Origin of the sequence: Microcoleus sp. CZ3-B2 (genome assembly GCF_036705055.1) — a bacterium.
Classification (GTDB): Bacteria; Cyanobacteriota; Cyanobacteriia; order Cyanobacteriales; family Microcoleaceae; genus Microcoleus.
Window position 1 is genome coordinate 158,084 of sequence record NZ_JAUBTN010000003.1, and the last position, 26,596, is coordinate 184,679.

25 protein-coding genes are annotated in these 26,596 nt (G+C 47.4%); 15 read left to right on the forward strand and 10 right to left on the reverse strand.

Features of this window, described 5'->3' with window-relative positions:
- Nucleotides 1–234 precede the first annotated feature (234 nt).
- The 5 genes from QUA97_RS02385 (at nucleotide 235) to QUA97_RS02405 (ending at nucleotide 9,704) form a co-directional block, all read left to right on the forward strand.
- Entirely contained in the window at nucleotides 235–1,380 is a 1,146-nt protein-coding gene (locus QUA97_RS02385; RefSeq protein ID WP_194068095.1) for a sulfate ABC transporter substrate-binding protein, read from the forward strand.
- A 193-nt stretch (nucleotides 1,381–1,573) separates the two neighbouring features.
- Entirely contained in the window at nucleotides 1,574–2,434 is an 861-nt protein-coding gene (gene cysT / locus QUA97_RS02390) for a sulfate ABC transporter permease subunit CysT (protein WP_194068096.1), read from the forward strand.
- Nucleotides 2,424–3,299 carry a sulfate ABC transporter permease subunit CysW gene (cysW, locus tag QUA97_RS02395; protein ID WP_194068097.1) on the forward strand — a complete coding sequence of 292 codons (876 nt, stop codon included), beginning with the start codon at nucleotides 2,424–2,426 and terminating at the stop codon, nucleotides 3,297–3,299. The genes cysT and cysW overlap by 11 nt, the downstream gene beginning before the upstream one ends.
- Nucleotides 3,300–3,406: 107 nt before the next feature.
- The gene (locus QUA97_RS02400) at nucleotides 3,407–3,766 is read left to right on the forward strand and encodes an NIL domain-containing protein (protein WP_194068098.1); all 360 of its coding nucleotides are present in this window, start codon (nucleotides 3,407–3,409) and stop codon (nucleotides 3,764–3,766) included.
- A 538-nt stretch (nucleotides 3,767–4,304) separates the two neighbouring features.
- A complete protein-coding gene (locus tag QUA97_RS02405) occupies nucleotides 4,305–9,704 on the forward strand; it encodes an SdrD B-like domain-containing protein (protein ID WP_333192727.1) in 5,400 nt (1,799 codons plus the stop codon).
- 294 nt (nucleotides 9,705–9,998) lie between these two features.
- Here QUA97_RS02405 and QUA97_RS02410 read toward each other — a convergent pair whose 3' ends face one another.
- A complete protein-coding gene (locus QUA97_RS02410) occupies nucleotides 9,999–10,379 on the reverse strand; it encodes a c-type cytochrome (RefSeq protein ID WP_194068100.1) in 381 nt (126 codons plus the stop codon).
- Nucleotides 10,380–10,560: 181 nt separating this feature from the next.
- Between QUA97_RS02410 and petG the strand changes: the two genes are divergently transcribed.
- Nucleotides 10,561–10,680, forward strand: coding sequence for a cytochrome b6-f complex subunit V (petG, locus tag QUA97_RS02415; protein ID WP_015174208.1), 120 nt, complete (start codon nucleotides 10,561–10,563; stop codon nucleotides 10,678–10,680).
- A 326-nt stretch (nucleotides 10,681–11,006) separates the two neighbouring features.
- Here petG and QUA97_RS02420 read toward each other — a convergent pair whose 3' ends face one another.
- The 9 genes from QUA97_RS02420 to QUA97_RS02460 form a co-directional block, all read right to left on the reverse strand.
- Nucleotides 11,007–12,089: a glycosyltransferase family 4 protein gene (locus QUA97_RS02420; RefSeq protein ID WP_333192730.1), complete on the reverse strand. Its 1,083-nt coding sequence runs from the start codon at nucleotides 12,087–12,089 to the stop codon at nucleotides 11,007–11,009.
- Nucleotides 12,090–12,173: 84 nt separating this feature from the next.
- Entirely contained in the window at nucleotides 12,174–13,244 is a 1,071-nt protein-coding gene (locus QUA97_RS02425; protein ID WP_333192758.1) for a glycosyltransferase family 4 protein, read from the reverse strand.
- A gap of 154 nt (nucleotides 13,245–13,398) precedes the next feature.
- A complete protein-coding gene (locus QUA97_RS02430; protein ID WP_194067494.1) occupies nucleotides 13,399–15,528 on the reverse strand; it encodes a glycosyltransferase in 2,130 nt (709 codons plus the stop codon).
- A 10-nt stretch (nucleotides 15,529–15,538) separates the two neighbouring features.
- Nucleotides 15,539–16,072, reverse strand: coding sequence for a hypothetical protein (locus QUA97_RS02435; RefSeq protein WP_333192734.1), 534 nt, complete (start codon nucleotides 16,070–16,072; stop codon nucleotides 15,539–15,541).
- A gap of 231 nt (nucleotides 16,073–16,303) precedes the next feature.
- Entirely contained in the window at nucleotides 16,304–17,374 is a 1,071-nt protein-coding gene (locus tag QUA97_RS02440; protein WP_194067492.1) for a glucose-1-phosphate thymidylyltransferase, read from the reverse strand.
- A 303-nt stretch (nucleotides 17,375–17,677) separates the two neighbouring features.
- Nucleotides 17,678–18,388 carry a M15 family metallopeptidase gene (locus tag QUA97_RS02445; protein WP_194067491.1) on the reverse strand — a complete coding sequence of 237 codons (711 nt, stop codon included), beginning with the start codon at nucleotides 18,386–18,388 and terminating at the stop codon, nucleotides 17,678–17,680.
- Nucleotides 18,389–18,412: 24 nt separating this feature from the next.
- On the reverse strand, nucleotides 18,413–18,766 hold the full coding sequence (locus tag QUA97_RS02450; protein WP_194067490.1) for a DUF5615 family PIN-like protein: 354 nt from the start codon (nucleotides 18,764–18,766) through the stop codon (nucleotides 18,413–18,415).
- Nucleotides 18,766–19,002, reverse strand: a complete 237-nt coding sequence (locus QUA97_RS02455) for a DUF433 domain-containing protein (RefSeq protein ID WP_106333745.1) — start codon at nucleotides 19,000–19,002, stop codon at nucleotides 18,766–18,768. The genes QUA97_RS02450 and QUA97_RS02455 overlap by 1 nt, the downstream gene beginning before the upstream one ends.
- Nucleotides 19,003–19,127: 125 nt before the next feature.
- On the reverse strand, nucleotides 19,128–19,790 hold the full coding sequence (locus QUA97_RS02460; protein WP_194067489.1) for a class I SAM-dependent methyltransferase: 663 nt from the start codon (nucleotides 19,788–19,790) through the stop codon (nucleotides 19,128–19,130).
- Nucleotides 19,791–20,120: 330 nt separating this feature from the next.
- On the opposite strand from QUA97_RS02460, the gene QUA97_RS02465 reads away from it, so the two are divergent.
- From QUA97_RS02465 to QUA97_RS02505, 9 genes are all read left to right on the forward strand, one after another.
- Complete coding sequence (locus QUA97_RS02465; protein WP_194067488.1) at nucleotides 20,121–20,591, forward strand: MarR family winged helix-turn-helix transcriptional regulator; 471 nt, start codon at nucleotides 20,121–20,123, stop codon at nucleotides 20,589–20,591.
- A 163-nt stretch (nucleotides 20,592–20,754) separates the two neighbouring features.
- Complete coding sequence (locus QUA97_RS02470; RefSeq protein WP_194067487.1) at nucleotides 20,755–22,431, forward strand: HlyD family secretion protein; 1,677 nt, start codon at nucleotides 20,755–20,757, stop codon at nucleotides 22,429–22,431.
- Nucleotides 22,432–22,580: 149 nt separating this feature from the next.
- Nucleotides 22,581–22,763, forward strand: coding sequence for a hypothetical protein (locus QUA97_RS02475; RefSeq protein ID WP_333192745.1), 183 nt, complete (start codon nucleotides 22,581–22,583; stop codon nucleotides 22,761–22,763).
- A gap of 154 nt (nucleotides 22,764–22,917) precedes the next feature.
- Nucleotides 22,918–23,055, forward strand: a complete 138-nt coding sequence (gene rpmH / locus QUA97_RS02480) for a 50S ribosomal protein L34 (protein ID WP_193974120.1) — start codon at nucleotides 22,918–22,920, stop codon at nucleotides 23,053–23,055.
- Nucleotides 23,056–23,097: 42 nt separating this feature from the next.
- A complete protein-coding gene (rnpA, locus tag QUA97_RS02485; protein ID WP_194067483.1) occupies nucleotides 23,098–23,505 on the forward strand; it encodes a ribonuclease P protein component in 408 nt (135 codons plus the stop codon).
- Nucleotides 23,477–23,869 (forward strand): PH domain-containing protein, encoded by a 393-nt coding sequence (locus QUA97_RS02490; protein WP_194010924.1) that lies wholly within the window; start codon nucleotides 23,477–23,479, stop codon nucleotides 23,867–23,869. Before rnpA ends, QUA97_RS02490 begins: the two co-directional genes overlap by 29 nt.
- Before the next feature lie 368 nt (nucleotides 23,870–24,237).
- The gene (gene yidC, locus QUA97_RS02495) at nucleotides 24,238–25,386 is read left to right on the forward strand and encodes a membrane protein insertase YidC (RefSeq protein ID WP_194067482.1); all 1,149 of its coding nucleotides are present in this window, start codon (nucleotides 24,238–24,240) and stop codon (nucleotides 25,384–25,386) included.
- 11 nt (nucleotides 25,387–25,397) lie between these two features.
- Nucleotides 25,398–25,871 (forward strand): Jag family protein, encoded by a 474-nt coding sequence (locus QUA97_RS02500; RefSeq protein WP_194010922.1) that lies wholly within the window; start codon nucleotides 25,398–25,400, stop codon nucleotides 25,869–25,871.
- A gap of 114 nt (nucleotides 25,872–25,985) precedes the next feature.
- The gene (locus QUA97_RS02505; protein WP_194067481.1) at nucleotides 25,986–26,507 is read left to right on the forward strand and encodes a YceD family protein; all 522 of its coding nucleotides are present in this window, start codon (nucleotides 25,986–25,988) and stop codon (nucleotides 26,505–26,507) included.
- Nucleotides 26,508–26,596 lie beyond the last annotated feature (89 nt).

The window sequence follows — 26,596 nt, forward strand, 5'->3', positions numbered from 1 at the left end:
CGTGCAGGCTTAGCACCTTGACTCAATCATGGTATTTATACGGTTTACATTTTACCGCGAATCTGAGTCAAAACCACCGAGCGTAAGACTTGAGGATAGTCGATCGACCCCGAATTCCCCCAATTCATTTTTTTTGTTGCTATTTTTACTTGCGCCTGTTTATAATCGTACTTCACAAACATAATTACGGTATTCCGACCCAAAAACCGTAGTTTTCCTAGAGGAACCAATATAATGAGCCAGCGGCAACACCTAACTCAACAATTTCACCGATCGCCACAGCCACCAGCAGCCAAAAATCGATCGTTGACTTCACTCAAAAGATTCCTGTCCCTATTTTTAGTAGGAATAACTTTAAGTCTGGCCGTTGTATCCTGCCAGCAGGGAACCCCCAGCAACCCCGCAGCCACTCCCGGCGGTGCTAACCCAGCAGCCAACAAAGGCAACATAGAACTAACCCTCGTTTCCTTCGCCGTCACCAAAGCCGCCCACGAAGCGATAATTCCCAAATTTGTAGAACAGTGGCAAAAAGAAAAAGGGCAAACCGTCAGCTTCAACCAAAGCTACGGCGGTTCCGGTTCCCAAACCCGAGCCGTAATTGACGGATTAGAAGCCGACATCGTACACCTAGCCCTCGCCCTCGACACCGCCAAAATCGAAAAAGCCGGACTCATTGCGCCCGGGTGGGAAAAAGAAGTGCCCAACGAAGGCATCGTCAGCAAATCCGTAGCAGCCATCGTCACCCGCGAAGGCAATCCCAAAAACATCAAAAATTGGGAAGACTTAGCCAAAGACGGAGTGAAATTGATTACCGCCGATCCCAAAACATCAGGCGTGGCTCGCTGGAATTTCCTAGCACTTTGGGGCTCAGTTGTCAAAACCGGAGGCGATGACACCAAAGCATTAGATTTTACGAGCAAAGTCTACAAAAACGTTCCCATCCTGACCAAAGATGCCCGCGAAGCCACCGACGTATTTTTCAAACAAGGCCAAGGTGACGCCTTAATTAACTACGAAAACGAGATTATTCTGGCATCTCAGAAAGGCGAAAAACCGACTTATACTATTCCCGACGTGAATGTGTCGATCGACAATCCGATCGCCATCGTGGATAAAAACGTGGACAAACACGGCACCCGCGAAGTCGCCGAAGCATTTGTCAAGTTTCTCTACACCCCAGAAGCTCAGCGAGAATTTGCTAAAGCAGGTTTTCGGCCCATAGATGCCACGGTAGCCAAAGAACCCGAATTTGCCCAAAAATATCCCCCCGTCAAAACCCTATTTACAGCTCAAGACTTAGGAGGTTGGGGAGAAATTCAGAAGCAATTCTTTGATGACGGAGCCACTTTTGACAAAATCCAAGGTTCAATTAAACGCTAAGCAAATCAGAATTTACTCGTTCCCAGGCAGAGCCTGGGAACGCATATCCAGAGGCTCTGCCTCCCTGTAAAGCTTTCCGATCTTCCTCACTTGCTGTTTCGTCAAAAAGCAAGGCAGAGCCTTGAGTTCGGCATTCCCAGGCTCTGCCTGAAAGCAAGTAAATAAGCGTTCATCTGCGGTTAAAAATTACCCTATGACAGTATCATCTCCAGCCACCAACCCTCAATCTGCGATCGCCAACATCAAAAGAGCGATCGGCAAAATCACCCTACCTTGGGGAATCACCCTAGGCTACCTCAGCCTCATGCTATTTTTGCCAGTCACAGCCATGCTGGTAAAAGCCAGCACAGCAAACCCCAGTGAATTTTGGAAAATTGCCACAAGCCCGATCGCCCTTTCCGCCTACAATGTCACCTTTTTTACCGCATTAATTGCCGCATTAATTAACGGAGTATTCGGCACATTAATTGCCTGGGTATTAGTCCGCTACGACTTTCCCTTAAAACGGATTGTCGATGCAGCAGTAGATTTACCCTTTGCATTGCCGACATCAGTCGCAGGTTTAACCCTCGCCACAGTTTACAGCGATAACGGCTGGATAGGCGGGCTGTTTGCACCGTTAGGAATCAAAATATCCTTCACTCGCTTAGGCGTAGGCGTAGCAATGATATTTATTTCCTTACCATTCATCGTGCGGACTGTACAGCCAGTTTTAAACGAAATGGAAAAAGACATCGAAGAAGCAGCTTGGTGCTTGGGTGCTTCTCAATTTCAAACCTTCTGGCGAGTAGTTTTACCGCCACTATTTCCCTCAATTTTAACCGGAGTTGCCCTCGGATTTTCGCGAGCGGTGGGCGAGTACGGTTCTACTGTAATAGTAGCTTCTAATATACCGTTTAAAGATTTAATCGCCCCGGTCTTAATTTTCCAGCGATTAGAGCAGTACGACTATGCAGGAGCCACGGTAATTGGCACTTTCATGTTAGGTATTTCCCTGACAATGTTATTCGCTATAAATCTCTTACAATCATGGAGAAGACGCTATGACGGCTAATCTAAATTTATCGAAAGAGTACAACTTTCCACCGAGTGGTTCAGCTAGAAAAAACGCAAAAACTTGGGTAAAACCAACGTTGATAGGAATTGCGATCGCCTATCTCGGTCTCATCTTATTTATTCCAGCTCTCAACGTTTTTTACCAAGCTTTCAAAAAGGGAGTAGATCCATTTTTGAGCAACTTAACCTCACCAGATTTTCTATCAGCCGCACAACTCACCCTGCTGATTACTCTGATTGTTGTACCTGTAAATACGGTATTCGGTTTGTGTGCAGCTTGGGTTATAGGCCGCAACAAATTTCCGGGACGCACACTCTTAATCAGCATTTTAGACGTACCATTTGCCGTATCTCCCGTAGTAGCAGGTTTAATGATTGTACTGCTTTACGGTCGCTTGGGATGGTTCGGCTCGTGGCTGGAGAGTGCCGGAATTAAGGTTATCTTTGCTTTCCCCGGAATGGTACTAGCAACTGCTTTTGTCACTTTACCTTTTGTCGCCCGCGAAGTAATTCCTGTTTTGGAAGAAGTGGGAACCGATCAAGAAGAAGCGGCGAAAACCTTAGGAGCAAATGATTGGCAAATTTTCTGGAATGTCACGCTACCGAACATTCGTTGGGGCTTGCTTTACGGAGTAATTTTGACCAATGCTAGAGCGATGGGAGAATTTGGAGCCGTCTCTGTGGTGTCGGGAAATATTGCTAAGAAAACCCAAACTTTGCCTTTATTTGTAGAGGATGCTTACAAGCAATATGCGACGCAATCGGCTTTTTCTGCGGCGGTAGTTCTCGGATTGTTAGCAGTTGTTACTCTCGTACTTCAGGAGGTTTTGGAAAAGAAAACTAGCATCAAGGAGGTTGAGTAATCAAATATAATGATGTGTTTTTGCGATTACAAACCAATCGCAACTATCTGTAAATGTAGGGTGCACACTACGCACCTTACCTCGGAAATAAACCTTAGGAGCCTCAAATGTTAAACCAGAACAATAGCGAATTTGAATTTGAATCGAGCGACAATTTTCACAAAACCAAAGAATCAGATATCCCCCACGCTGATTCACGAGACACCAGATTAACTCAAACCCGCATTCGCATTCGTGTTCCTAAAGAATATCATCAGGAACCTGTCATTTCTAACCTGATTTCGCAATACGGTTTGACGGTGAATTTTAATGCGGCTTTGTTGGGTGTCAAAACTTCGGATGACGGTTGGTTTGATTTGGAACTTAACGGTACAAGTCAACAGATTGAAAGTGCTCTGTTTTATCTCAACGATTTAGATGTGGAAATATGGAGCAATTCCAATCATCCCGATGAAGAAACTTGGTAAAGGTTTGTAGTGAGGACTTGAGTCCTCATAAAACTAGAACTGTGGGTTCTCACTACAAACCAATTTTATCGGCGTTGTTCGATCGCGCATCCATATCTTTCAGCCGAAAAAAATCATGGTAACATCACTTTACAGCTAATCACCGTGACTGATGAATCTTGACTAACAAACAAATATCGCCCTCAGTTAATTATTAGATTGACAATTTTTATCAAATTTGGTATATTCTCCATCTCTGGAAAATCCAAAAATAGCACGCCGCTCCTTTCAAAGATTTTTGTAACAGCCGGAACAATATCCCCCTTTAAAACTTCTAAACAATCAAACTAAGTCATTTTATGCTGGCAAAGCATAAAAGAAAGTTTTTGTCAATATCTATTTGATTGATACAAATTAAGGGCTATCCTGTTAGTTGGCGCAGTCCCCGTAGAGGCCGGCTTCGCTAACGATAAACACCGGCGCAGGAAAAAGCTCGATCGCTGGTGTGCGGGGTTTGTGATATGAATTTGATGTGTGCGTGTACCAGAGGAATTTAAGCGTGGAATTTTATAAAGAACCGAAACACCAGATAGTTTTTGCAGATTCACAAGTTACAGATTGGGCAAGTTTAACAGAAACTGTAAATCCAGATACAGAAGTTATTATTCTCAAGGGCGATCGGGACGGCATCGAGCAAATCGCCGAAACACTTAAACAGCGGCAAAACATTGCAGCCGTCCACATTTTGTCTCACGGCGCAGCAGCCAGCTTGCAACTGGGAACCACAGAACTCAATCTCAGCAATATTGAAAGCTACCGCAATTATTTAGAAACATGGTTTGCTTTACCAGCGGCCGAAGCAAACTCGAACTATTCAACTACAGCTAAACCCGAAATTCTGCTTTACGGTTGCAACGTTGCCGCCACAGAAGTCGGTGTGGCCTTCGTAGAAAGGCTGAGCCAGCTAACCGGGGCGGAAGTTGCGGCTTCAGATAATTTGACCGGTAGTGCCGCCCTCGGTGGAGACTGGGAACTCGAAGTCACTACGGGGAAGATCGAGACGGCATTGGCATTTTCCCAAGAAGCCAGAGAAGCTTATAGCGGGGTACTCGCGACCTATACTGCTAGCGACTTTACGACCCTCAAGAACGCTATCCTCTTTGCTAATGTCCTGCCGGATGCTGATGATATCAACATCACTGCTCCTATCACCTTTGCAGCGGGACAAGTTCTGCCTGTGCTGGCAACCCCGGTAAACTTTGTTGGCAGCACTACGGCTGCGATTACGATAGACGGTGGCAACAACCCAATTTTCTTTGTTGACAACGCCGCAGTTAATTTCTCTAACCTGACGATCGCCAATGGTCTATCCCAGGGAACTGCAGGCACCCTTGGCGGTGGCGGCGGTGCAGGATTGGGAGGTGCGCTCTTCATTAACAGCGGCACTGTAAACATTGATAATGTTACCTTCAGCAACAACCGAGCGATCGGCGGTGCTGGGGGTGCAGCCGGAAGTACCGGAAAGGGTGGCAACAGTGGCTTAGCTGCATTCTTCAACACTTCAGGCGGCAGCGGTATCGGAGGCGGCCCCGGTACTCCTACTAGCACCGGTGCCACTGCTGGTAGTCCTGGCTCTGGTGCCGTTGGCGGTGCTGGCGGCACAGGCGCTACCAGCACAACTACGGGCGGTCAAGGCGGCCAAGGCGGAGATGGTGGCGGTGGAGCAGCAGGTGGCAGTGGCGGTGCCGGAGGGCTTGGCTTTGGTGCCGGAGGCCCTGGCGGCCCCGGCGGTGCTGGTGGTGCTGGCGTTAACGGCGGCGGCGGCGGTGCTGGTGGTGCTGGCGGTAGTGCTGGCGATGCTGCTAGCCTGCGGGGTGCTGGCGGCAATGGCGGCGCTGGTGCCCTGGGCGGTGGCGGCGGCCCCGGTGGTGCGGCAGGTGCGATCGGCATCACAACCCCTGGCGGTAATGGCGGTGCTGGCGGTACTCTAGGGCCCACCACAGGTACTGTGGGTGGTGGCGGCAGTGGTGTAACACCAGGGACTGGTGGCAATGGCGGTAATGGTGAAGCACTTGCCGGCGGTGCTGGCGGTGGCGGCGCTGGTCTGGGAGGAGCGATTTTTGTCAACAGCGGTACTTTGAAGGTCAGCAACAGCACCTTTAGCAGCAGCAGAGCAACAGGTGGGGCTGCCGGCGGTGGAACTGCTACGGCTGGTTTGGGATTGGGCGGTGCAATTTTTGTTAACCAGCTTGCTGCAAGTGCAACTCTGACTAACACTACGATCACCAGCGACCCCGCAGTAGTCGTCGCCCCTCTGCTGAATGCCAGCAATGGCGGTGGCGGAATTTTCAACAACGCCGGAACTCTCACTCTCAACAACACCCTCATCGTTGGCAATACTTCAGTAGCAGGAAGTGAAGTTACTGGAATATCCACTAACACCACCAGCTTTATCGGCACCGGTGCTGCGGTACCTTGGCTCGACCCTGTATTGAAAAATAACGGCGGTTTGGCCCAGACTCACGCGCTGATCGGCGCTCCTATCGCAACCATTCCTGCAACCGTCCTTAATGCTGGTACTAATGCCCTTGCCGTCAACACGGCTGGGACAGCCCTCACCGCAGACCAACGGGGTACTGAGTTCGGTCAAGCCTATGCCCGCACGGTCAATGGCACTGTTGACGTCGGCGCTTACGAATACGGCCCCACCGTCATCGGTCAGAAATTTAACGACTCTAACGGTAATGGTGTTAAAGATGGGACTGATGCCACTGGCACAACTCCAGCACAAAGCTTTGTTGTTTATGTAGACAACAATAACAACAACGCGCCGGATGCTACTGAAAAGCAGGCTACCGTTGCGATCGGCGGTAACTACACCCTCCCCGACACCAAGACTAACAGCCCAATTAAAGAAGTAGCAGTAACAGGTTGGCAGCAAACTCTGCCCACTGCTGCGGCTCCTTACACCACAGGTATTGCTGACTCGACGGGCCAAGACTTCGGCAACTTCCAGTTGATGACCATCAGCGGTTTGAAATTTGACGATAAAAACGGCAACGGCACTCAAGATCCTGGAGATCTGGCAGCAACTACTGGCGTTACGATTAATTTACTCAACGCCGCCACTGGGGCAACGATCAGTACTACCACCACTGATGGGACTGGTAATTACAGTTTTCCAAACTTGCCACCTCTGCCTGCGGGTGCTGCCTACCGCGTCCGAGAAGTCGTGCCGACAGGCTTCACACAAACCTCAACCGATCCTGCCGACATCCCTCTCCAAAGCGGCGCAGCGATAACTAATGCTACCGTTCCGGGCCTCAACTTCGGTAACTTCCAAAACATCACCGTCAGCGGCACCAAATTCACCGACCTCACAGGCGACGGCTTCTCTGCCGACGATACCCCCCTCGACGGCACTACCATTCGCTTGTTGAAGGATACTAACAATAACAGCACTTTAGATACCGGCGATACCGAAGTCGCCAGTCAAGTTACCGGGACAGCGCCTGCGGCTGCTGGTACTTATAGCTTTACCAACGTTGGCATCGGTCGGTACTTTGTGAGAGAAGATGTACCGACCGGTTTCTCACAAACCGCCGGCCCGGCTTCTTATACAATTAACACCGTTAGCAACACCCCGATTACGGGTCAAAACTTCGGCAACTTCCAGTTCGGCAAAATCAGCGGGATCAAATTTAACGACCTCAACAAAAATGGCGTGCAAGATGCGCCTGCAGAAGAACCCCTAGGAGGCTGGACAATTTACTTGGATGCCAACGACAACGGCGTGCAAGACCAAGTACCAGCAGAAACTGGCATCAACGCCACCGTTACCGATGTCACCGGTAAGTACCAGTTCACCAACTTACCAGCCGGCACTTATACAGTGCGGGAAGTTGGACAAACCGGCTGGACGCAAACTGTGCCGCCCGCCGACGCAGCCACGCCTACCCTTTCCGGGGCATTTAAGATCGCAGTCACCAGCGGTACCGACTCCCAAAACAACAATTTCGGCAACTTCAAGCCGAACACGATTAGCGGGCTCAAATTCAACGATCTCAACAACAATGGCATCCAAGATTTGCCAGCAGAAACAGGACTGCCCAACTGGCAAATATTCCTCGATACTGACGGCAACGGCACTCTGGACACCGGGGAACCGAACACCCTCACCGATGCCACCGGCAATTACAAATTCCTCGATTTGTCAGCAGGAACCTACAAGGTGCGGGAAGTCTCCCAGCCTACTTGGACGCAAACTACCTCGAACCCGGCCGACATCACTGTCATCAGCGGTCAAGACATCGCTAATATCAACTTCGGCAATTTCCGATCGAGCACCATCAGCGGTCAAAAATTCAATGATGCCAACAACAACGGCGTTAAGGATGCCGGAGAACTGGGGCTGCAAAACTGGCAAATATTCCTCGACAGTATCAATCCCGATGGCATATTTGAACAGGGCGAACCCACTACCATCACTGATGCCCTGGGCAACTACACTCTCAAAGACATACCTGCAGGCACTTTCCAGGTAAGGGAAGTACCGCAAACCGGCTGGACGCAGACGACGCCTAACCCCGCCCCGATTACGGTGGCCGGTGGAGATGCGATCGCGGGCATTGACTTCGGCAACTTTCTGCCGGAACCGGGCACGATCCGAGGTCTGAAGTTCCGAGATAGCAACAACAATGGCATTCAGGAAGCCGGAGAACCGGGTTTACCCAATTTCCAAATTGAGTTAACCAAGGTCGTACCTCCAACCCCAGGAGTTCCTGCTGCGCCTGCTGTTACTACTACCACCGACAACAGCGGCAACTACTTGTTCGCGAACCTAACGCCGGGAACCTACAGCGTCCGGGAAGTCAACCAAACTGGTTTCACCCAAAGCACGCCCAACCCCGCCGACATCACGCTGACTTCGGGTGCTATTGTCAGTGGCATCAACTTCGGGAACTTCCCGACACCGACTCCGACTCCGACTCCGACGCCTGGATCTTTGCCAACGCCGATACCTGTACCGACACCGGCGCCTGCACCGACACCGGCGCCTGCACCGACACCAACGCCGACACCGGCACCGACACCGGCACCTGCGCCGACACCTGTACCGACACCAACGCCGACACCGGCACCGGTACCGACACCGACGCCTTCACCTGTACCGACAGATTTGGTTTGCCCTGCAGACTTCCCCAGAAACCCTATTTCTAATCAGTTCGGCAATTCTTCTGGGGGTAATGTCATCAACGGCCCTAACGGCGACGATACGATCGTCGGTACGGCCAACAGTGACTCGATCTTCGGATTGGGCGGCAACGATTTGATTTTTGGCCAACAGGGCGGCGACTACATCAATGGCAATACGGGCAACGATACTGTCTACGGTGGCATCGATAACGACACTCTCTTTGGCGGTAAAGGCTTTGACCTGATTTTTGGCGATCGCTCGAATGATACGATTTACGGCAATCGCGGCAACGACTCGCTCAGCGGCGACGAAGGCGATGACCTATTGTACGGTGGCAAAGCCGACGACGTAATGTTGGGAGGCGCTGGCGACGACGTGCTGTTTGGCGATGAGGGCAATGACACTCTCTGCGGCAACGACGGTAACAATACCTTAATTGGCGGCAACGGTGATGATTTGCTCTTTGGTGGCACCGGCGATGACTTGCTCTTTGGAGGTATTGGCAACGATACCCTCGTCGGCGGATCTGGCCGCAATGGTTTTATCTTGGCAGACGGCGCGGGAATTGATACTATTTTCAACTTCACCGCAGGAGTTGATTCACTTGTGTTGGTGGGAGGCTTGGACTTCAATCAACTGTCAATTACTGAAAATAATGGCTCAAGTGCGATCGGGCTTGCTAACAGCGACCAGATTTTAGCTGTAGTGGCGGGCGTACTTCCGACACAGCTATCGGCGAGCAGTTTTAGCTTGCTGGTTTAGTCTGCAGTCCCCAGCACGCAGGGGTTTCAACTTAAACAGGCTCAAAGACTGAAGTCTTTGAGCCTGCTTAAATCCACGCTTTGTGGACTTTGAGTTTGAGGTAGGAGTTGAAACCCCTGCTTTCCCTGCGGGTTTGAGGTTTAATATCCTGTGCGATCGATTAACCGCACGCAGGTTCGTAGTGCGGACTTCAGTCCGCATCTCAAAAGGACTTGAGTCCGCATCTCAAAAAAGCCGCGCACCTTACCCAGACAATCGGAAGTAGGGAAACGAAATTCCGTTCCCATTCTGCGGTCAAATTTGTTCCAGATACTCCAGCAAGTCAGCCATTTCTTGCGGACTCGGCTGAAACTGCGGCATTGGTGGAGTTCGCCCGCTGGTGACTTGGCGGATCAGCTCAAATTGGGATTTGCGCTCGGAAACTCGCTGCAAGTTAGGCCCGACTTGACTGTCTGCAACGGATATGTGACACCCGGCACAGTTCATTTGAAAGATGGCTGAACCCTGAAGCTGGTTTCCCGTCAGGGAAAGTACGCTTTTGACGTAGGGATCGGCGATTTGAAACTGACGAATTGTCAGACTCGCCAATATGATGGCAAGCAACACCGCGATCGCAAATATAGCAAGTCGCTCGATCGGGTTCTTAATTTCATTTTTGGCAAGTTGGTGATTCAAAGGAGTTCAATTTAAAAATAGTATCTACAAGAAAATTTACTTCTCATAACATAGCTTAATCCTTCCCAGCGGGGAGATCAAGCCTTGAGAAGGGTTGAAGGGCGTTTTTGCGAAAATTCATCTGTATAAGTGCTGGTAATATTAAAAACAGGTTGTTAAATCTTAACGTTAAGGAGCTCTCATGGTAGAACCGCTACTTTCAGGTATTGTTCTGGGTCTAATCTTTGTTACTCTGTCGGGGCTGTTTTTTGCTGCATATCAGCAGTACAAGCGCGGCGATCAGTTGGGTATCAACAAGTAAAAGGGGCCTATAGTGCCTCGGTGAAGCGAGGGGGAGAGGGGGAGATTGGGACATTGGGAGAGGGGGAGATTGGGAGACGGGGAAACGGGGAGAGGGGGAGATTGGGAGAGGGGGAGATTGGAAAAATCTTCCTGCTTCCCTCTTCCTTCTTCCCTCTTCCCTCTCCCGTCTTCCTTCTTCCCTCTCCCTCTCCCGTCTTCGCTCTCCCGTCTTCCTTCTTCCCTCTTCCCTCTTCCTGATGACGTTGTACGGAAAGCTCGGAGGCGACAACACTAATGACTGATGACTAATGACTGATGACTAATGACTAATGACTTCTTCCTTCATTAAAGATATCGATCGAGAATAGCAGCAGTTTCCCGGCCTGTCTTTTCCCAGCTAAATTGTTTTGCTCTGGCCAAACCGAGTTGCCGCAAGTGCGATCGAGCTTTGGCATCCGTTGCAAGCTCTTGCATAGCAGAGGCTATTTCCTGGAGGCTGTAGGGATTGACTAACAGTGCGCCGTCCCCCGCGACTTCTGGCATCGAAGATAGGTTAGAGGTGATAACAGGAGTGCCACAGGCCATTGCTTCGAGTACGGGGAGGCCGAATCCTTCCCAAAGACTGGGGAATAGCAGGGCGATCGCCCGATTGATGACTTTGGGCAAATCAGCCGCCGGGAGATAATCTAGAAATTTTACTTGATCGAACAATCCCAATTCTTGAACCTGCGCCTTCAGCAGCGGCGTATAGCGCGGATCTTCGGAACCTGTTATCCACAATTCGTACTCGGAATTCTTGGGTAAAGCTGCAAACGCTGATACAACTCGCTGCACGTTTTTATGGGGATTGTGGCGGCCCATATAAAGAAAATAATTGCTTGTTGGTAAGTCTAGAAACTTAAAAAAACTCGCATCATAGCCGGGAAAAATTCGCGAAATCAAAGAACTAGGAATCTTGCAAAAATTCATGAGATCGTTGGCCGTCGATTCGGAATCGCAGATGATATGTTCAGCCTGTCGCAGCACTTGCGGAATGTAGTAGCGGTGATAAGGTGTCAGCGGATCGAAGCGGCGGGGAAATCGCAGCGCTATTAGGTCGTGTACTGTAATTATATAGCGACAACCTGCAAATAAAGGAGCTTCGGGAATTGGAGAAAATAATAAGTTAGATTTTAGCTGTTTGTAAATTTTGGGTAGTTGGGTTTGTGTCCACAGCAATCGATTGATGTGTCCTCTGCTTCCTTGTTCGGGTGTGAGGTTGGCGGGAATTTCGTAGCAGTTATTGTTGGGAAAATTCTGGGCTGTAAGTAAGGTGGGATTGAGAGGATTTAGGTGGGGAAATAGGTTTTTGGCATAGATGGCTAAGCCTGTTGGTTGAGAAATTAGGAAGGAAAGATTAATTAGCAGGTTGGATTGGGGATTGGACATGGGATAATATTTAGATTGCGGTTTTGTGGTGGGATTTTTTTTTATTTAACCGCAGAGGGCGCAGAGGGCGCAGAGAGGGAGGTTTTAAAGGTATTTTTGTAAGATGTTGGCGGTTGCTTCTCCGGTTTTTTTCCAGCTAAATTGATTTGCTCGTGCTAAGCTAGCTTTTTTTAAGTTCGATCGCACTTTGGAATCTCTGGCGACTGTTTGCATGGCGTGGGCAATTTCTCCAACGCTGTAAGGATTGACTAATAATGCTGCATCTCCGGCGACTTCTGGCATTGATGACAGGTTGGAAGTGATGACTGGTGTACCGCAGGCCATTGCTTCCAAAATTGGCAAGCCGAATCCTTCCCAAAGTGTGGGAAATACGAGGGCGATCGCCTGATTCATTAGTACGGGCAATTGAGAATAGGCAACGTAACCGAGAAACTTTACTGAAGATTGTAAGCCTAATTCTTCAACTTGGGCGATCGACTGCGCTGTGTAGGCGTTGGGAGGCCCCGCCAGCCACAATTCGTAGTTGGCGCGATCGGCTAAACTCGCAAATGCAGCGATTAATCTTTCTAAGTTTTTGTAAGGATCGTGTCTGCCGGTATAAAGAAAATAATTTTTGGCGGGCAAGTCGAGATATCTAAAATTAATATTATCGCAAGCTAGGGGAATTGCGGTCATTTTCTGACGCGGGATTTGGTAAAAGTTAGCAACATCTGTCGCCGTTGCTTCAGAATCACAAATAATGTGTTCCGCTTGCCGCAAAACCTGCGGTATGTAGTAGCGAAAATAAGCCGTCAAACGAGAAAGTTTTTGGGGAAACCGCAAAGGAATTAAATCATGTACCGTAACAATGTAGCGGCATTTTGAATATAAAGGTGCTTCGGGAATTGGGGAAAAAATTAGGTTTGACTGCAATTTATTATAAATTTGGGGTAATTCAAATTGAGTCCACAGCAGCCTGTTAATTTGTCCTTTCGGGCCGCGATTCGGTGTCAGAGTTTCGGGGATTTGATAGCAACTATAATTATCAATTTGCTGGGAAGCGAGTAATGTTGGTTCTAGCTGTTGTAGTTGCGGGAAAAGATTGGCGGCATAGGTTCCGATTCCCGTAGGTTCGGGAGTTAAGAAAGACAAATTGATTAAAAGTTGATTGGACACGCTTTGAGTAAAAAATAATTTTAATGGGTAACGAATAATCCGTAGGGAAACGGCACTGCTGTGTCCTCGATCCGTAGGGAAACGGCACTGCCGCGTCCTCGATCCGTAGGGAAACGGCACTGCCGCGTCCTTAGCCGCATCCATATTTGTATGCTTAAGGTCGATCGAGCATTTGAGCAATATCAGCAGGATTTGGCAGCCGAATTGTAGCATATTCTTGGTGAATAATCTCAAAAAAACTATTGACTTTTTTCTCAAAACCTGCAAGTCTAAAGTTCTGACTGCGCTGCTGTGCACCAGCTTGAAGTTCAGCTAACAAATCGGGATTAACAATTAGTTGATGCGAATGCTGGCAAAGTTCCTCAACGGTATTGAACAAAAAGCCCGATCGCCCGTGTTCGACAATTTCCACTTGGCCACCACCAGCAAAGACGATCGGAGCACAACAGTTTTGCATTGCTTCCACAGTCGCCATCCCGAAATGTTCAAACCTTTGAGGATTCACTTCACCCAAACCGCAGCCGTGCCAAAAAATGCTCGCTTTAGCATAAAGCAATTTTACCTCCTCAAAAGAAGCATTAACTTTGAGTTCGATCGCCCTTGAATCTTGCCTCAATAAATTTTGAACCGTCTTTAAATAAGGATTTTTGGGAATGCTGCTACCAGCTAAAATCAGCCGCCATCCTTGAAGTCGATCGGGATAATCTGCTAGCAAACTGCGGAAAGCTTTAATTAGTTCAATTTGCTTTTTTGTTCCCCCAGCTTCAAACTGTCCCACAGCTAAAATGACCTTTTCTTTCGCCACTTTCACCGTTGCCATTTCCACGGGCGGATAAAGTAAAAAAGTTGGCTGCAAGTTCCAGCGTTTTTCCAGCCACTTGACAGTAAATTGACTGTTGGCAATAATAAAAGTGTAGTCATCCACAGCAAAGTGACGGTTGCGAAAAACATTGGGAAAATGGCAAAAAAATATTGATATCGGCGATAGCGGTTTCACTTTTTCTAGTTGGTTAGCATTGATAAAAATATCGTAATTTTTGCTTTCTCTGGAAATTTCATCAAAGGGATTTTCCATGTCCTCCACGATGATGCTGGAATCGATACACTGCATTCCGCGTTTGTCGTAAAACTGCAACGGAATAATTTTAATTTTGCATCGAGAAAGATTCAGCCCGTACCACGATTCTAAGTCGGAAACAGCAACGGGTTTGTTGGCGATGAAGGTAATATCAAATTCATTTTGCAGCAAGGAGGCGATGGTAGCGACGTATTTTTGGCCGCCGCCGATAAAATGAAGTCCGTGATCGTAAATGGCGATCGACATTTTGCGATCGCCCCGAACCACCTGTAATCGAGGTAAAATGCGATCGACCTTGCTGCGGCTGTAAATCACCGCCAACTTTTCCAACAACTGCGGGAGTACATTTGCGATGATTTCCGGTTTCTGATAATCTAGCAGTTTTTTAATCGCCACAAACAAACTCTCGAACAGCAAATTGTACTGTTTGTTAGAAAAAAAATCTGAAGTATGAATCGCCTTAACTAATTGCAAAGGTTCGTGTTTCGCCAAATACAAAAACCGATTGCGGTTGCAGAAATACTCAGTCAGCTTGCTACCTTTACTAGAACCTCGATACTCGTGATGGGCGATAGCTGCGGGAACATAAAGCATTTTCCAACCCCGTTTAGAGCAGCGTTTCGCAAACTCTACATCCTCAAAATACATCACAAAATCTTCATCAATCGACCCCACATCTTCTAGACATTCCCTGCGAAAAAGCACCGCCGCCCAACAAAGTCCCTCGACTTTTTCTTCTTTATCGTACTGTCCCGAATCTTTCTCGCCAAAACCGATATCTTGCCAATAAAACTCAGGTAATTGCTGAATTCCCGCGCTGTTAATTCGCCCGTCTTTAAACAATAATTTACCGCTAGCAGCGCCGACTTTATCGTCAGTTTCTAGCCGTTTTACTAATATTTCCAACCAGTGACTGTCAAGGGTTGCATCATTATTTAAAAAGGCGATATATTCCCCTTTTGCTTCGCCGATTCCGAGGTTGAGAGCTTTGGCGAAGTTGTTCGCGGAATTAACAAATATCCGAACTTTAGGAAACAGTTCGCGCAAAGCATTAACCGAATCGTCTTTAGAACAATTGTCAATTACAAGTAAATCGAGTTGCTGTTCGGGATACGCAAGTTTTTGTAGAGATTTTAAGCAATCTTTCGTGTGGCGAAGACCGTTATAGTTGACTATAATTAACGAGCATATTGGCAGTGTGGTCATTTTTGATGCTTTATTTTTGTCGATCGCGCAATTGAGCGGTAATCATCTCTAAAATAGCAGTATGTTGCTGCTGCACTGCTTTAATTTCCTCTATTTCTGACTGAAAATTTGCGATCGCCTGTTGTTGAGTCTTAAGCTGTGCTTTAACTTCGGGAAAACAGCCACTGAACTCTGATACAATTTTTTTCTCTAGAGTTTGTTGATTTTCTTGCAATTTTTGCAACTGTCTGCTCAACGTTTGCACCACGCGGGTATTAGCAAAATTGTAAATTACTTGTCGTTCGAGTACCGGCCTGAGCAATTTTCGGACGATTTTCCTAACGGCTATGACTGCGGAACCCAGTCGCCTTTGGTAAGAAGTAATGGGGACGTTGTAAATGTCGAAACCAGTCTTCAAAAGGGCGATATCCTCGTCATCTTCATCTCGGGCGATCGCATTATTTTCTCTTGCAAACATCAGCGAATCAGCAATACCAATTCGCGGCTCCAAAGTTTGTCGCAATTTATCTATAATTTGTTGAGTTGGTATTTCTTCGGACTCCAATCTTTCACCTCCTTGAGATAACGTAGTATGACTTATTACGGAACAGGCGTTTTGGCTGTTCGAGGGCGGGCAGGATGCCCACCCCACAAGAAAATGTATCTCTTGTTAAATCATGATTATTGCTTCCGATATTGGCATCATCTCAACTTAAGCTATAGCGGTTCGATCGCGTTGTGAGGTATGCCCACGGAGGCCTATGCCCAGCGGCACCTTATATGAGAGCTCGAAATGCTATAACTCAATTTGACTGTCATCACCGATCATAAACCGCAAAGCCTTTGGACGCGCCGGCGCATTAATCAGTTGAGCTCGCTGCCCGATCACGCTATCAACAATTCGCTGATGAATGCCAATTATTTTCGCCCCTTGCAATATTACACTGTGTTCGATATCAGCATCAATCATCGTCACGCGATCGCCAATACTGCTGTAAGGCCCGACAAAGCAATTTTCAATGCGGCTATTTTCTCCAATTACCACAGGCCCGCGAACTGTAGAATTAATAATTTCCGTTCCTTCGCCTATTTGCACGCGCCCGATAATTTGACTTGTGCTCTCTACTTTCAATTCAGATGAAGCTACGATACGGCTATCTAAAATGATTTGATTTGCACTCAGCAAATCATCTTTTTTCCCCGTGTCCAGCCACCAACCCTCTAAATTACAGGCTTCTACCTGTTTTTTCTGATTGATGAGCTGTTGGATAGCATCAGTAATTTCCAGTTCGCCGCGGGGCGAAGGTTGAATTTGATCGATCGCCTCATGAATAGTAGGAGCAAAAAAGTAAATTCCCACCAGTGCTAAATTCGACGGTGGAACTTTTGGTTTTTCTACCAACTGCAAAACTCGCCCGTTTTCATCAACTTTTGCCACACCGAAAGCCGAAGGATTTACAACTGGACGCAACAAAATTAGACCGTCTAGTTTTTGCTTTTGAAAAATCTCTAAAAACGGATCTAGCGAATTTTCAATTAAGTTATCTCCCAAATACATAATAAACGGAGAATCGCCTAAAAACGGTCGGGCAACTTTCACCGCGTGAGCGAGTCCCGCCGGTTCTGATTGCAAGATATAAGTAATTTTTGCACCGAAGCGAGATCCATCTCCAGTTTTCGCCTTCACCTCTTCCCCAGTTTCGGGACTAATAACAATCCCAATATCCGTAATCCCAGCCGCCACAATTCCTTCTATTCCGTACCACAGTATCGGCTTATTTGCCACAGGAACCAACTGCTTAGCACCCGTATAGGTTAGGGGACGCAAGCGTGTACCTTTGCCGCCAGAGAGGATGAGTGCTTTCATGGGGTGAAATCTAAGTTATCCTTTAGGGTTTGCGGTGCTGGCTCGATTTGCCTGCACTTGTTCGCTCTGGTTAATTTTAAAGCACCGCTACCCCGCTGGCAATAGCCTCGATAGCAGAAAGAAGGCTTCAAAGGCTTCAATCGAGGTAAAAAGAAGCACGAAGGAAGAAGGAAGCAGCAATCAAAGCAAGGGTTTGAGCAATGCGAAAACTTTCTCAGTCTCTTGGCGGTTGCTGTCCAATTGATTTATAGTCGATCGAGCATTCAGTCATCTCAAATCGAAAAATGGAAAATCTCAAATAGTTTAATAGCGACCGTATCTAGCGATAACTTTCTTACCACTATTATTGTTATTTGTCAACCAAGCCCACATTTGATCGCCCAGACAAAAATGCCACCACTCCTTAGGATGCTGCTGAAAACCAGCCGCTATCATGGCATCTTTTAATATTTGCCTGTGCAGGTGATATTCCTGTTTGTGAGGCTGTTTGCTCTTGGCAAAATAATCGGGATAAGAGCGTTCTGATGTTTCATCAATCGGAGAACCCATATCAATTTGTTGATTATTTTCATCCACTAAAGTTATATCTAAAGCAGCGCCTGTACTGTGAGGCGGAGGCGTAGCCAGATCCATACTCGGTACAGCCCAAAATTGATATACGTGTTGGATAATTACTTCACGTTTGTCTTCGGAAACCGGAAATTCGCAGCCTTGAGCTACAGCAATTTGATTGAAAGTATAATCTATCATAAATTGCTGAACTTCTACCGGCCGATAAGCGTCAAATATCAGAATTTGCCAATGAGGATAATGTTGCTGTAGTTGTGTTTTAGCTTTTATTAAACTATTGACAACTCCTTGCCGCAAATAGTAAGGCGAATCTGCTTTGCTGTTGTGATAAGGAGCACCCAGTTTTTGATAGGGGTGCGGCGTTTCCAAGGCAAAATGTTCGGTGGGAATTGGCACTAAGGGTTCGCCGCATTCATCGATCGCTATTTGCTGATATGGTTTCATATCAAGGTTTTACCTGTTTGATTATTATTGATGAACTACAATTGTATCGCGATTCATTTCGATCAATGAATGTTGCTGAAATAGTTCAGTCAACTGCGACAAATTATTTATAAATAAGTCGATAAGTTGGTTATTATTTATATTGCCCGTGGTCAATATTAACACCTTGTAAGGTTGCTGCTTAATCATAAATGAATCGATAAAATCTCTATCTTTTGTGATAACAATTCTGCCTTCTTGGATTGAAAACAAGTTAACTTCTGAATCGGGAGTTGCGTTTTGTCGAGGTAAATCCTTAGTATGAATAGTATCGTGACCAGCAGATTGCAGAACGCGCGCAAGACGTACTGGTAATTGTGCATCTACCAAAAACTTCATTACACTAATACTCGATATATGCTTTTTACTTGAGTAAGCCGCGCTGCAAAAAGCAAAGCAGCTAAAATATCCTCATGTTCTAAATCGTCATAATCATCTATTATTTCTTGAAAATTCATACCAGAACTAAGTAATTCAAGAATCAACTCTACTGGATATCTAAGACCGCGAATACAGGGTTTTCCGTGACAAATATTGGGGTCAAGTGTGATGCGCTGCAAAAGTTGGTTTTCCATATTTGAGGAGCAACTGTTAAATATATTCTAACTTAAAGAACCTAACCTTGGCTCGGTTTGTAGTAAGGACTTTAGTCCTTAAAAAAATCAGCGGACTAAAGTCTTCACTACAAACCTAAAAAATTCTAACTTTGGCGGTAAGCAACTACCGCATAAAATGGATCGCCGCCTCCCATCCCCAGCATTTGCATAAAACTCGGTAAGTTAGACTGTTTACTAACTACTTCCGGTTTGCTAAATCCGGGTATGCTCGCTCCTTTGACCGAATCAAAGTAACTCTTGACCAATTGTACCCGATCGCCCTCCGCACCTTCCCGCCAAGCCGCAATTGCCTTTTGATAAAACATCCGGTTGGAAAAGCTGATAATTGCTACGCCTCCGGGCTTCAAAATGCGGCGAATTTCAGCAAAAATCGCATCCGGCTGTTGCAAATACTGCACCGATACGCAGTTGACAACTGCGTCAAATTCTGCATCTGCCAGCGGCAATTTGGGATTTGCGTTCAAATTTTGCAAGAAATAATGATTCAGTCTGGGATTTTTTGCTAACTCCTCTTCATTCATGCCGTGGCCTTCGACATGGGCAAATTCCATTTCTTCCGGCAAGTGAGACACCCAACTGCTCATCATATCAAAAATCCGAGTATTGGGTTTGAGCCGTTCCCGATACAAATCGGTTAGTTGCTGAATAAACCCGTCATCTACATGAGTCACAAACCGAGGAGAGGAATAGAACAGTGTATCGTCGGTGTCGTCTAACTTGGTACGCAAAGAGTCTGGAAGCAACATAAAGTCCGATCGCAAATAAGATGTACTCTTTCTAGTTTAAGAACAATTAAGATTTGTAAACACCTTTCCCCAGAAGGACATCCGGCTTGCACGGTGGTTGAGGGCGCGATGGATAGTTGAAAGTTGGACACCCTCTGCAACGCCACAGTCTGGGCGAGTGGGCGAGTCGGCCAGCGGGCGAGTTCGCCAGTCCGCCACGCCAGGGGTTTCAACCCGGTTGGGTTCGCAGTTTTAGCGCAGCATTTGCCCTAACCAAAAATTCTACTTTCCCCCTTGACAACTTCCAAAATACACTTTACACTGATAGTACGAACACTAAGTAATAAGCCGATGGTTACTACATCCACTGTCGATCGCAAATATCTAGCTCAGTGGCACGACGTTCTTGCTCCCCATAGCCTGGGCTACCGGCTCAAACTGCTGGGGCAGCTAGGAACTCGCAGGCTGCAAGAAATACTCGAACCCTTCGGGCTGACACCTTTTCACTGGCTGGTACTGTGCTGCTTGTGGCAAGAAGACGGTTTGCCGACTTCCAGCATTGGCGACAAACTGCAACAGGTAGGCGGGACGCTGACGGGCGTGATCGATCGCATGGAAGAAAGAGGCCTAGTCCGCCGCGAGAGAGACACCCGCGATCGGCGCATTTGGCGAATTTGGCTGACAGATGCAGGCAGGGAACTGCAAGACGTGCTGCCGCCACTGGTAGCGACTATCAGAGAGAAGTCAATGACTGGAATTTCCCCGGTTGATCGAGAACGCTTCTCAGAACTCATCGATATTGCGATCGCCAATCTTTCCTAAACCGACAAATCACTCTCACGGATGAAGCGCAGCAGCATCTACCTCTACTAAATTACAAATAACCGCAAAATACTACGCACTCTTAAAAACAGCAGTCTTAATAAATAAAAACTACGTACTCTAACCAAACGGCATCTTATTAAAATCTCAGGAGTCAACTACCATGAAACCCACCAACGAAACCAACCCAGCAGAATTCAACGGCAACGGCAACGGTAAAGCAGTCGCGGTATTAGAAAAGCCGATCGATGACACCATAGCCAAAAGCCTACCAGTAATCCCCGCCCCAGAAACAGAAGTCAGCACCGAGCTCAAAACCGGCCCAGAAACAGAAATCCAACCACCCCTGCCGCCGTCGGAAACACCCAAGAAAAAGTCCAAGAAACCACTAATTTTCGCTGTATTGGGCATCGGGGCGATCGCAGCGGGCAGCTTCGGCTACCACTACTGGCAATACGCTTCCATCCACGAAGAAACCGACAACGCCACAGTTGCCGGACACATCCACCAAGTCAGCAGCCGCATCAACGGTACAGTCGGCGAAGTCTTAGTGCAAGACAACCAACAAGTCAAACGCGGACAACCGCTGATTAAACTCGACCCCCGCGACTACCAAGTTAAACTGCAACAATCCCAAGCAGCCTTAGAAAACGCCCGCCGCCAAGCCGAAGCAGCCCAAGCCAATATTGCCCTCGCCTCTCAAACCAGCCAAGGCAAAACAGCCCAAGCCCAAGGAGATATCAGCACCGCCAATGCTGGCATTTCCACCGCCCAAGCAGCCATTAAAGAAGCCCAACAAGGCGTACCCGCCGCCGAAGCCGCAGTCGCCCAAGCCGAAGCCGGCGTGCCCGCAGCAATCGCCAAAGTCGCCCAAGCCGAAGCCGGAATTCCCCAAGCACAAGCCAAAGTGACGGAAGCCCAAGCCGGTATTGCGGCCGCGCAAGCTCAGCTAGTACAAGCGCAAGCTAGTCTGGTTAAAACGCAAGCCGATTATAAACGTTACGAAAGCTTGCAAGAAGAAGGTGCGATCGCCCGCCAGCAACTAGACGCAGCTAGAGCCGCCTATGAAGTAGCCCGAGGCCAAACCACCGCAGCCCAACAAGGAATTGCCCAAGCTAGAGCGCGCTTAGCCCAAGCCAAAGAAGGCGTAATCGAAGCCCAAGCAGGAGTAGCCCAAGCTAAAGAAGGGGTAAAACAAGCCGAAGCCCAAGTAGCGCAAGCTAAAGTCGGCATCGCCAGCGCCGAAGCTAAAGTCGCCGTAGCCCAAGAAGGTATCAGTACCGCCGAAGCGAAACTCGCTGCATCCCAGGGCGGGTTGCAACAAGCTCAAGCTACGGGCGAACAAACTAAAGTCAGCCGATCGCAGTATGATGCTGCTAAGGCTGCGATCGCCCAATCGGAAGCTGCGGTTAAAGACGCTCAACTGCAACTTTCCTACACGAATATCACCGCACCAGCCGCCGGACAAATCGGCCGCAAATCCGTTGAAGTCGGGCAGCGGGTGCAGCCGGGAAGTCCATTAATGGCGATCGTCAGTAATGATTTGTGGATAATTGCTAACTTCAAAGAAACGCAACTGGCAAACATGAAACCAGGCCAAAAAGTAGAAATCAAATTAGATGCTTTTGGTGGCCGCAAATTTGAAGGTCATCTCGATAGTTTCTCCCCTGCTTCTGGCGCTCAATTCTCCTTATTGCCTCCCGATAATGCTACTGGAAATTTCACCAAAGTTGTGCAGCGGATTCCGGTAAAAGTTGTGTTTGATGCCGAAAGCATTAAAGGCTACGAAACTCGGATCGCACCGGGGATGTCTGCTACAGTGAATGTTGAACTGAAATAAATTAAGCAGTCATTACAAAGGCTAAGAAGCCTGGTTTGGTCGCAGAATCCCGGTTTCTGGAAATTATACACAGGCTAAGAAACCGGGTTTCTACGATTATCTTTGTAGCGCAGTGAAAGATATCGGAATCAACCCGGTTTCTGGAGATTATGCACAGGCTAAGAAACCGGGTTTCTGCGATTATCTTTGTAGCGCAGCAAAAGATATCGGAATCAACCCGGTTTCTGGAAATTTATGCACGGGCTAAGAAACCGGGTTTCTGCGATTATCTTGGTGGCGCGGCGAAAAATATCGAAAGAAATCTGGTTTCTGGAAATTTATGCACGGGATAAGTTTCTGGAAGATTATTTTTAGTGCCCTAAAAACAATATTAAAACCTCATTCTATCACGAATCTAAGTTTTATTGCGAATAAAACAACTTTATGGTACACTACCAGATTGTGAATATTAATCAAAAGTAAAGTAACAAGCCGGGAGAAATCTAAATGACACAGCAAACCCTGCACGGAACCAGCCGCAAAAGAAAAAGAACATCCGGTTTTCGGGCCAGAATGCGTACCGTAAACGGTAGATTGGTAATCAAAGCCCGCCGCAGCAAAGGTCGCCACCGCCTCGCAGTCTAGCACTGCAGCCTTGGTGGAGAAGCCTCAACGATCGCAGCTACCATGTTGCCTCCTACAAACCGACTCAAGCACCGAAAAGACTTCAGCGCCGTTTACCGCAAGGGAATGCGCCGCAACTCGGCTCATTTCAGCTTAAGAGCTCTTCGCAAACCCAAAAGCCTCGAATTAAACAAACCAACGACAGCCGAGAAATCGGTGCCGCCCACTCGCACGGGTATTTCTATCAGCCTCAAGGTGAGCAAGCGCGCTGTAGTCCGCAACCGGATTAAGCGCCAGATTCGGGCAGCTTTGCGAGAGCTATTGCCCAGATTAAAATTTGGGTGGGATTTAGTAATTGTCGTGCGTCCGATCGCACAAGAGTGCAATTATGCAGAAATTCTGCAAGAATTAGAGCAGTTGTTGGTAGAAGCCGAGGTACTAGATGGGAATTCGAGAGGAAGTATATTATGAAGGCGGCCCCGCGCTTGGAGACTTGATCGTGAACTTGCTCCTGGGGCTTACTGTCGTGGGAATCCCCCTCGCAGTAGGAGCAATTGTACGGGCTCTGTGGCTGCGCTACCGGATCACCAGCCGCCGTGTCTCCATAACTAGCGGTTGGATGGGGCGCGATCGCACAGATGTTATCTACTCCGATATAGTCAAAATGGTCACAGTACCTCGCGGTTTCGGGAGTTACGGAGACATGGTGCTGACAATGAAAAATGGCGGCCGCTTAGAATTGCGATCGATTCCGAAATTCCGAGCCATGTATGATTACATTAACGAAAAACTGCCCGCAGCCGCTCAAAAAGCCAACGCGGCTAAAACTAAATAACCGCAGCGTTTTCACCCTAGTTTGAAGCCCAAATTAGTCTATTTTTGCATTTGCAGATTCTTCGACAACGCAAGTGAACAAGTTTGAAATTTGAGATTTATTTGCTGCCGATGAATCTGGAATGTTGAACAAAGGTCTAAAATTAGAGGCTGCTAACGACAGAATTCGGGCGCTTGTGTCCGTTTGTTGGGTGATAGTAAGGGCGAGTATTAGCCAATTGATTACAAAAACCTGCCGGCCGGGCGGTCGATCGACAGGCAATGTCCTAAGATATAGACAAAAGCCTAAAAAGTGAGACGGCCCGCCTTCAGCGGGTAAAAATAGTTCTCAACAGCAAACAAAGAGCAGCTAAATTAACGAACAAGCGAATGGATTTTGGTATCTCGTTTCTCTCCAACAACCTAATGCTGCCGATCCTAGATTTTTTCTACGGGATCGTGCCAAGCTACGGTTTAGCTATCGTAGCTCTGACGCTCGTGATTCGCTTTGCTCTTTATCCTCTCAACGCAGGCTCTCTTCGCAATATGCGACGTATGAAAGTAGCCCAGCCGTTGATGAAAGAGCGAGTAGATCAAATTCAAAAACTCTATAAAGACAATCCTACTAAACAGCAGGAGGAAATGAGCCAAGTCTACAAAGAATTTGGCAACCCTCTAGCAGGATGCTTCCCGTTGGTGCTGCAAATGCCAGTGCTGTTTGCACTTTTCGCAACGCTCAGGGGCTCGCCATTTTCTGACATAAATTACAACGTCAACCTTGAAATTGTCCCGAAAGAACAAATCGAAACTGTTCAACCGCAAGCTTTTGCTACACCGCCCCAAAATATTTACTTCACAGGTACTTTTCACGCTCCAATTGTGGGCGTGATTCCAGGTGGCAACAAACTCGCAGTCGGCGACACAACCAAAATAAATTTTCAAACCTCAGAGGGCAAGGCTCTTCAAAGCATAGCGGCAGAAAATAACACCGAAATAGACCTTGAACCCCGCTGGAAAATTATCAAAGGCGAAGAACTCGTCAACGTAGACGAACAGGGCAACATCACAGCCTTAGCGCCCGGTGAAATCACTGTTGAAGGCATAATCCCCGGATTGGCCGCCAACAAAGGATTCCTGTTTATTGAAGCTCTAGGCCGCGTTGGCGCGATCGACCCAGATGGTAAGATCCACTGGGATATTTTGGTGATGATCCTCGGCTTCGGCATTAGTTTGTACATCAACCAAACCCTTTCGGGACAAGCACAAGGGCCAAACGACAACCCCCAACAGGCGACAGTCAACAAACTAACGCCAGTCATATTTTCGGGGATGTTTTTGTTCTTCCCGCTGCCCGCTGGCGTGTTGATGTATATGCTGATTGCTAACATCTTCCAAACAGTTCAAGCGTTTATTTTGTCCAGAGAACCGCTGCCTGAAAATCTCCAAAAAATCGTGGACGAAGCAGAGGCGAAAACTCAAAAAGAACAGGGATTAGATGCACTTCCCTTTGAACCAAAGCGTTCTAAGAAAAAGGCTTGATTTTAACAAAAATGAAAGACTCTCAAATGCAGCGCGGACAGGAATGGTTAGAAGAATTGCTAAAACTGTCCGCAATTCCTTCAACAGTGGTATGCGAACAACAAAAAGATTGCTATTGGATGACCATAGATCACAGCAATCTGACTCCCGAACAAGTTGCAATCTTAGTCGGGCCTGACGGTGATGCACTAGATGCGATTCAGTACCTCTGCAACGCGATTGCGAACATCGGTAACGAATCAGAAGAGTCCATTCCTTATACGGTGGAACTCAATGGCTATCGCATCCGCCGCCAAGAGGAATTGCGCTCGATGGCTGAGTATGCCGCAGATCAAGCGCGATCGACAGGAACTGAAATTGAACTAAAATCGTTGTCTTCAGCAGAACGCCGTCAAGTTCACGGTTTTTTGAGCGAATATGAAGATCTAGAAACTTACAGTCAAGGACATGAACCCGATCGGCGTTTGGTAGTGCGTCGGCGCTGACGGTAAAAAAGGAAAAAAGGAAAAAGGAAAAAGGAAACAGCCCAAAATTAGCTATTCCTTTTGACTTTTGACTTGTGCCTGGAGACGAAAAGCATAAAACGGCGAAAGATGATTATGGAGACAATTTATATTCCTCATCTACTCACAAAATTAGAGCGGAAAGAGGTTATTGATTTTGAAGAATTTATTCCCGATTTAGAAACTCTCACTCCGGTGCGGGGACGATTGCAAGTTGCTCACCAAGGTAATTATCTTGAAGTGAAAGCAAAAGCAGAAACAATTGTTACTCTAACTTGCCACAGATGCTTGAAACAATACAATCATCGTTTAAAACTGCTATCTTCTGAAATAATTTGGTTGGAAGAAAAAAAACTTCAGCCCGATGCAAGTTCAGGAGAATATGAAGTTGATTTAGAAGATTTGGTGGAAAACTTGCCACCTACAGGCTCTTTTTCTCCGAGTGATTGGGTGTACCAGCAAATGTGTTTGGAACTACCGCACAAACATCTATGCGATACTGAATGTCCGGGAATAGATATAAATGATGATGATGATGCTGCTGAGACAGAAAGCTCAGGAACATTATCGGACAGTCGCTGGGCTTCTTTGGCAGCACTTAAACGGCAATTGCCTTAGTTAGTTGTCATCAGTCATTAGTCATTAGTCATTAGTCATTAGTCATTAGTCATCAGTCATTAGTCATTAGTCATTAGTCATTAGTCATT

Bases quoted from the DNA above. Each gene is read 5' to 3' on its own strand.
- QUA97_RS02385 (WP_194068095.1), top strand. From the start codon at position 235: ATGAGCCAGCGGCAACACCTAACTCAACAATTTCACCGATCGCCACAG.
- cysT (WP_194068096.1), top strand. From the start codon at position 1,574: ATGACAGTATCATCTCCAGCCACCAACCCTCAATCTGCGATCGCCAAC.
- cysW (WP_194068097.1), top strand. From the start codon at position 2,424: ATGACGGCTAATCTAAATTTATCGAAAGAGTACAACTTTCCACCGAGT.
- QUA97_RS02400 (WP_194068098.1), top strand. From the start codon at position 3,407: ATGTTAAACCAGAACAATAGCGAATTTGAATTTGAATCGAGCGACAAT.
- petG (WP_015174208.1), top strand. From the start codon at position 10,561: ATGGTAGAACCGCTACTTTCAGGTATTGTTCTGGGTCTAATCTTTGTT.
- QUA97_RS02420 (WP_333192730.1), bottom strand. From the start codon at position 12,089: ATGTCCAATCCCCAATCCAACCTGCTAATTAATCTTTCCTTCCTAATT.
- QUA97_RS02430 (WP_194067494.1), bottom strand. From the start codon at position 15,528: ATGACCACACTGCCAATATGCTCGTTAATTATAGTCAACTATAACGGT.
- QUA97_RS02440 (WP_194067492.1), bottom strand. From the start codon at position 17,374: ATGAAAGCACTCATCCTCTCTGGCGGCAAAGGTACACGCTTGCGTCCC.
- QUA97_RS02445 (WP_194067491.1), bottom strand. From the start codon at position 18,388: ATGAAACCATATCAGCAAATAGCGATCGATGAATGCGGCGAACCCTTA.
- QUA97_RS02450 (WP_194067490.1), bottom strand. From the start codon at position 18,766: ATGAAGTTTTTGGTAGATGCACAATTACCAGTACGTCTTGCGCGCGTT.
- QUA97_RS02455 (WP_106333745.1), bottom strand. From the start codon at position 19,002: ATGGAAAACCAACTTTTGCAGCGCATCACACTTGACCCCAATATTTGT.
- QUA97_RS02460 (WP_194067489.1), bottom strand. From the start codon at position 19,790: ATGTTGCTTCCAGACTCTTTGCGTACCAAGTTAGACGACACCGACGAT.
- QUA97_RS02465 (WP_194067488.1), top strand. From the start codon at position 20,121: ATGGTTACTACATCCACTGTCGATCGCAAATATCTAGCTCAGTGGCAC.
- QUA97_RS02470 (WP_194067487.1), top strand. From the start codon at position 20,755: ATGAAACCCACCAACGAAACCAACCCAGCAGAATTCAACGGCAACGGC.
- QUA97_RS02475 (WP_333192745.1), top strand. From the start codon at position 22,581: ATGCACAGGCTAAGAAACCGGGTTTCTGCGATTATCTTTGTAGCGCAG.
- rpmH (WP_193974120.1), top strand. From the start codon at position 22,918: ATGACACAGCAAACCCTGCACGGAACCAGCCGCAAAAGAAAAAGAACA.
- rnpA (WP_194067483.1), top strand. From the start codon at position 23,098: ATGTTGCCTCCTACAAACCGACTCAAGCACCGAAAAGACTTCAGCGCC.
- QUA97_RS02490 (WP_194010924.1), top strand. From the start codon at position 23,477: ATGGGAATTCGAGAGGAAGTATATTATGAAGGCGGCCCCGCGCTTGGA.
- yidC (WP_194067482.1), top strand. From the start codon at position 24,238: ATGGATTTTGGTATCTCGTTTCTCTCCAACAACCTAATGCTGCCGATC.
- QUA97_RS02500 (WP_194010922.1), top strand. From the start codon at position 25,398: ATGAAAGACTCTCAAATGCAGCGCGGACAGGAATGGTTAGAAGAATTG.
- QUA97_RS02505 (WP_194067481.1), top strand. From the start codon at position 25,986: ATGGAGACAATTTATATTCCTCATCTACTCACAAAATTAGAGCGGAAA.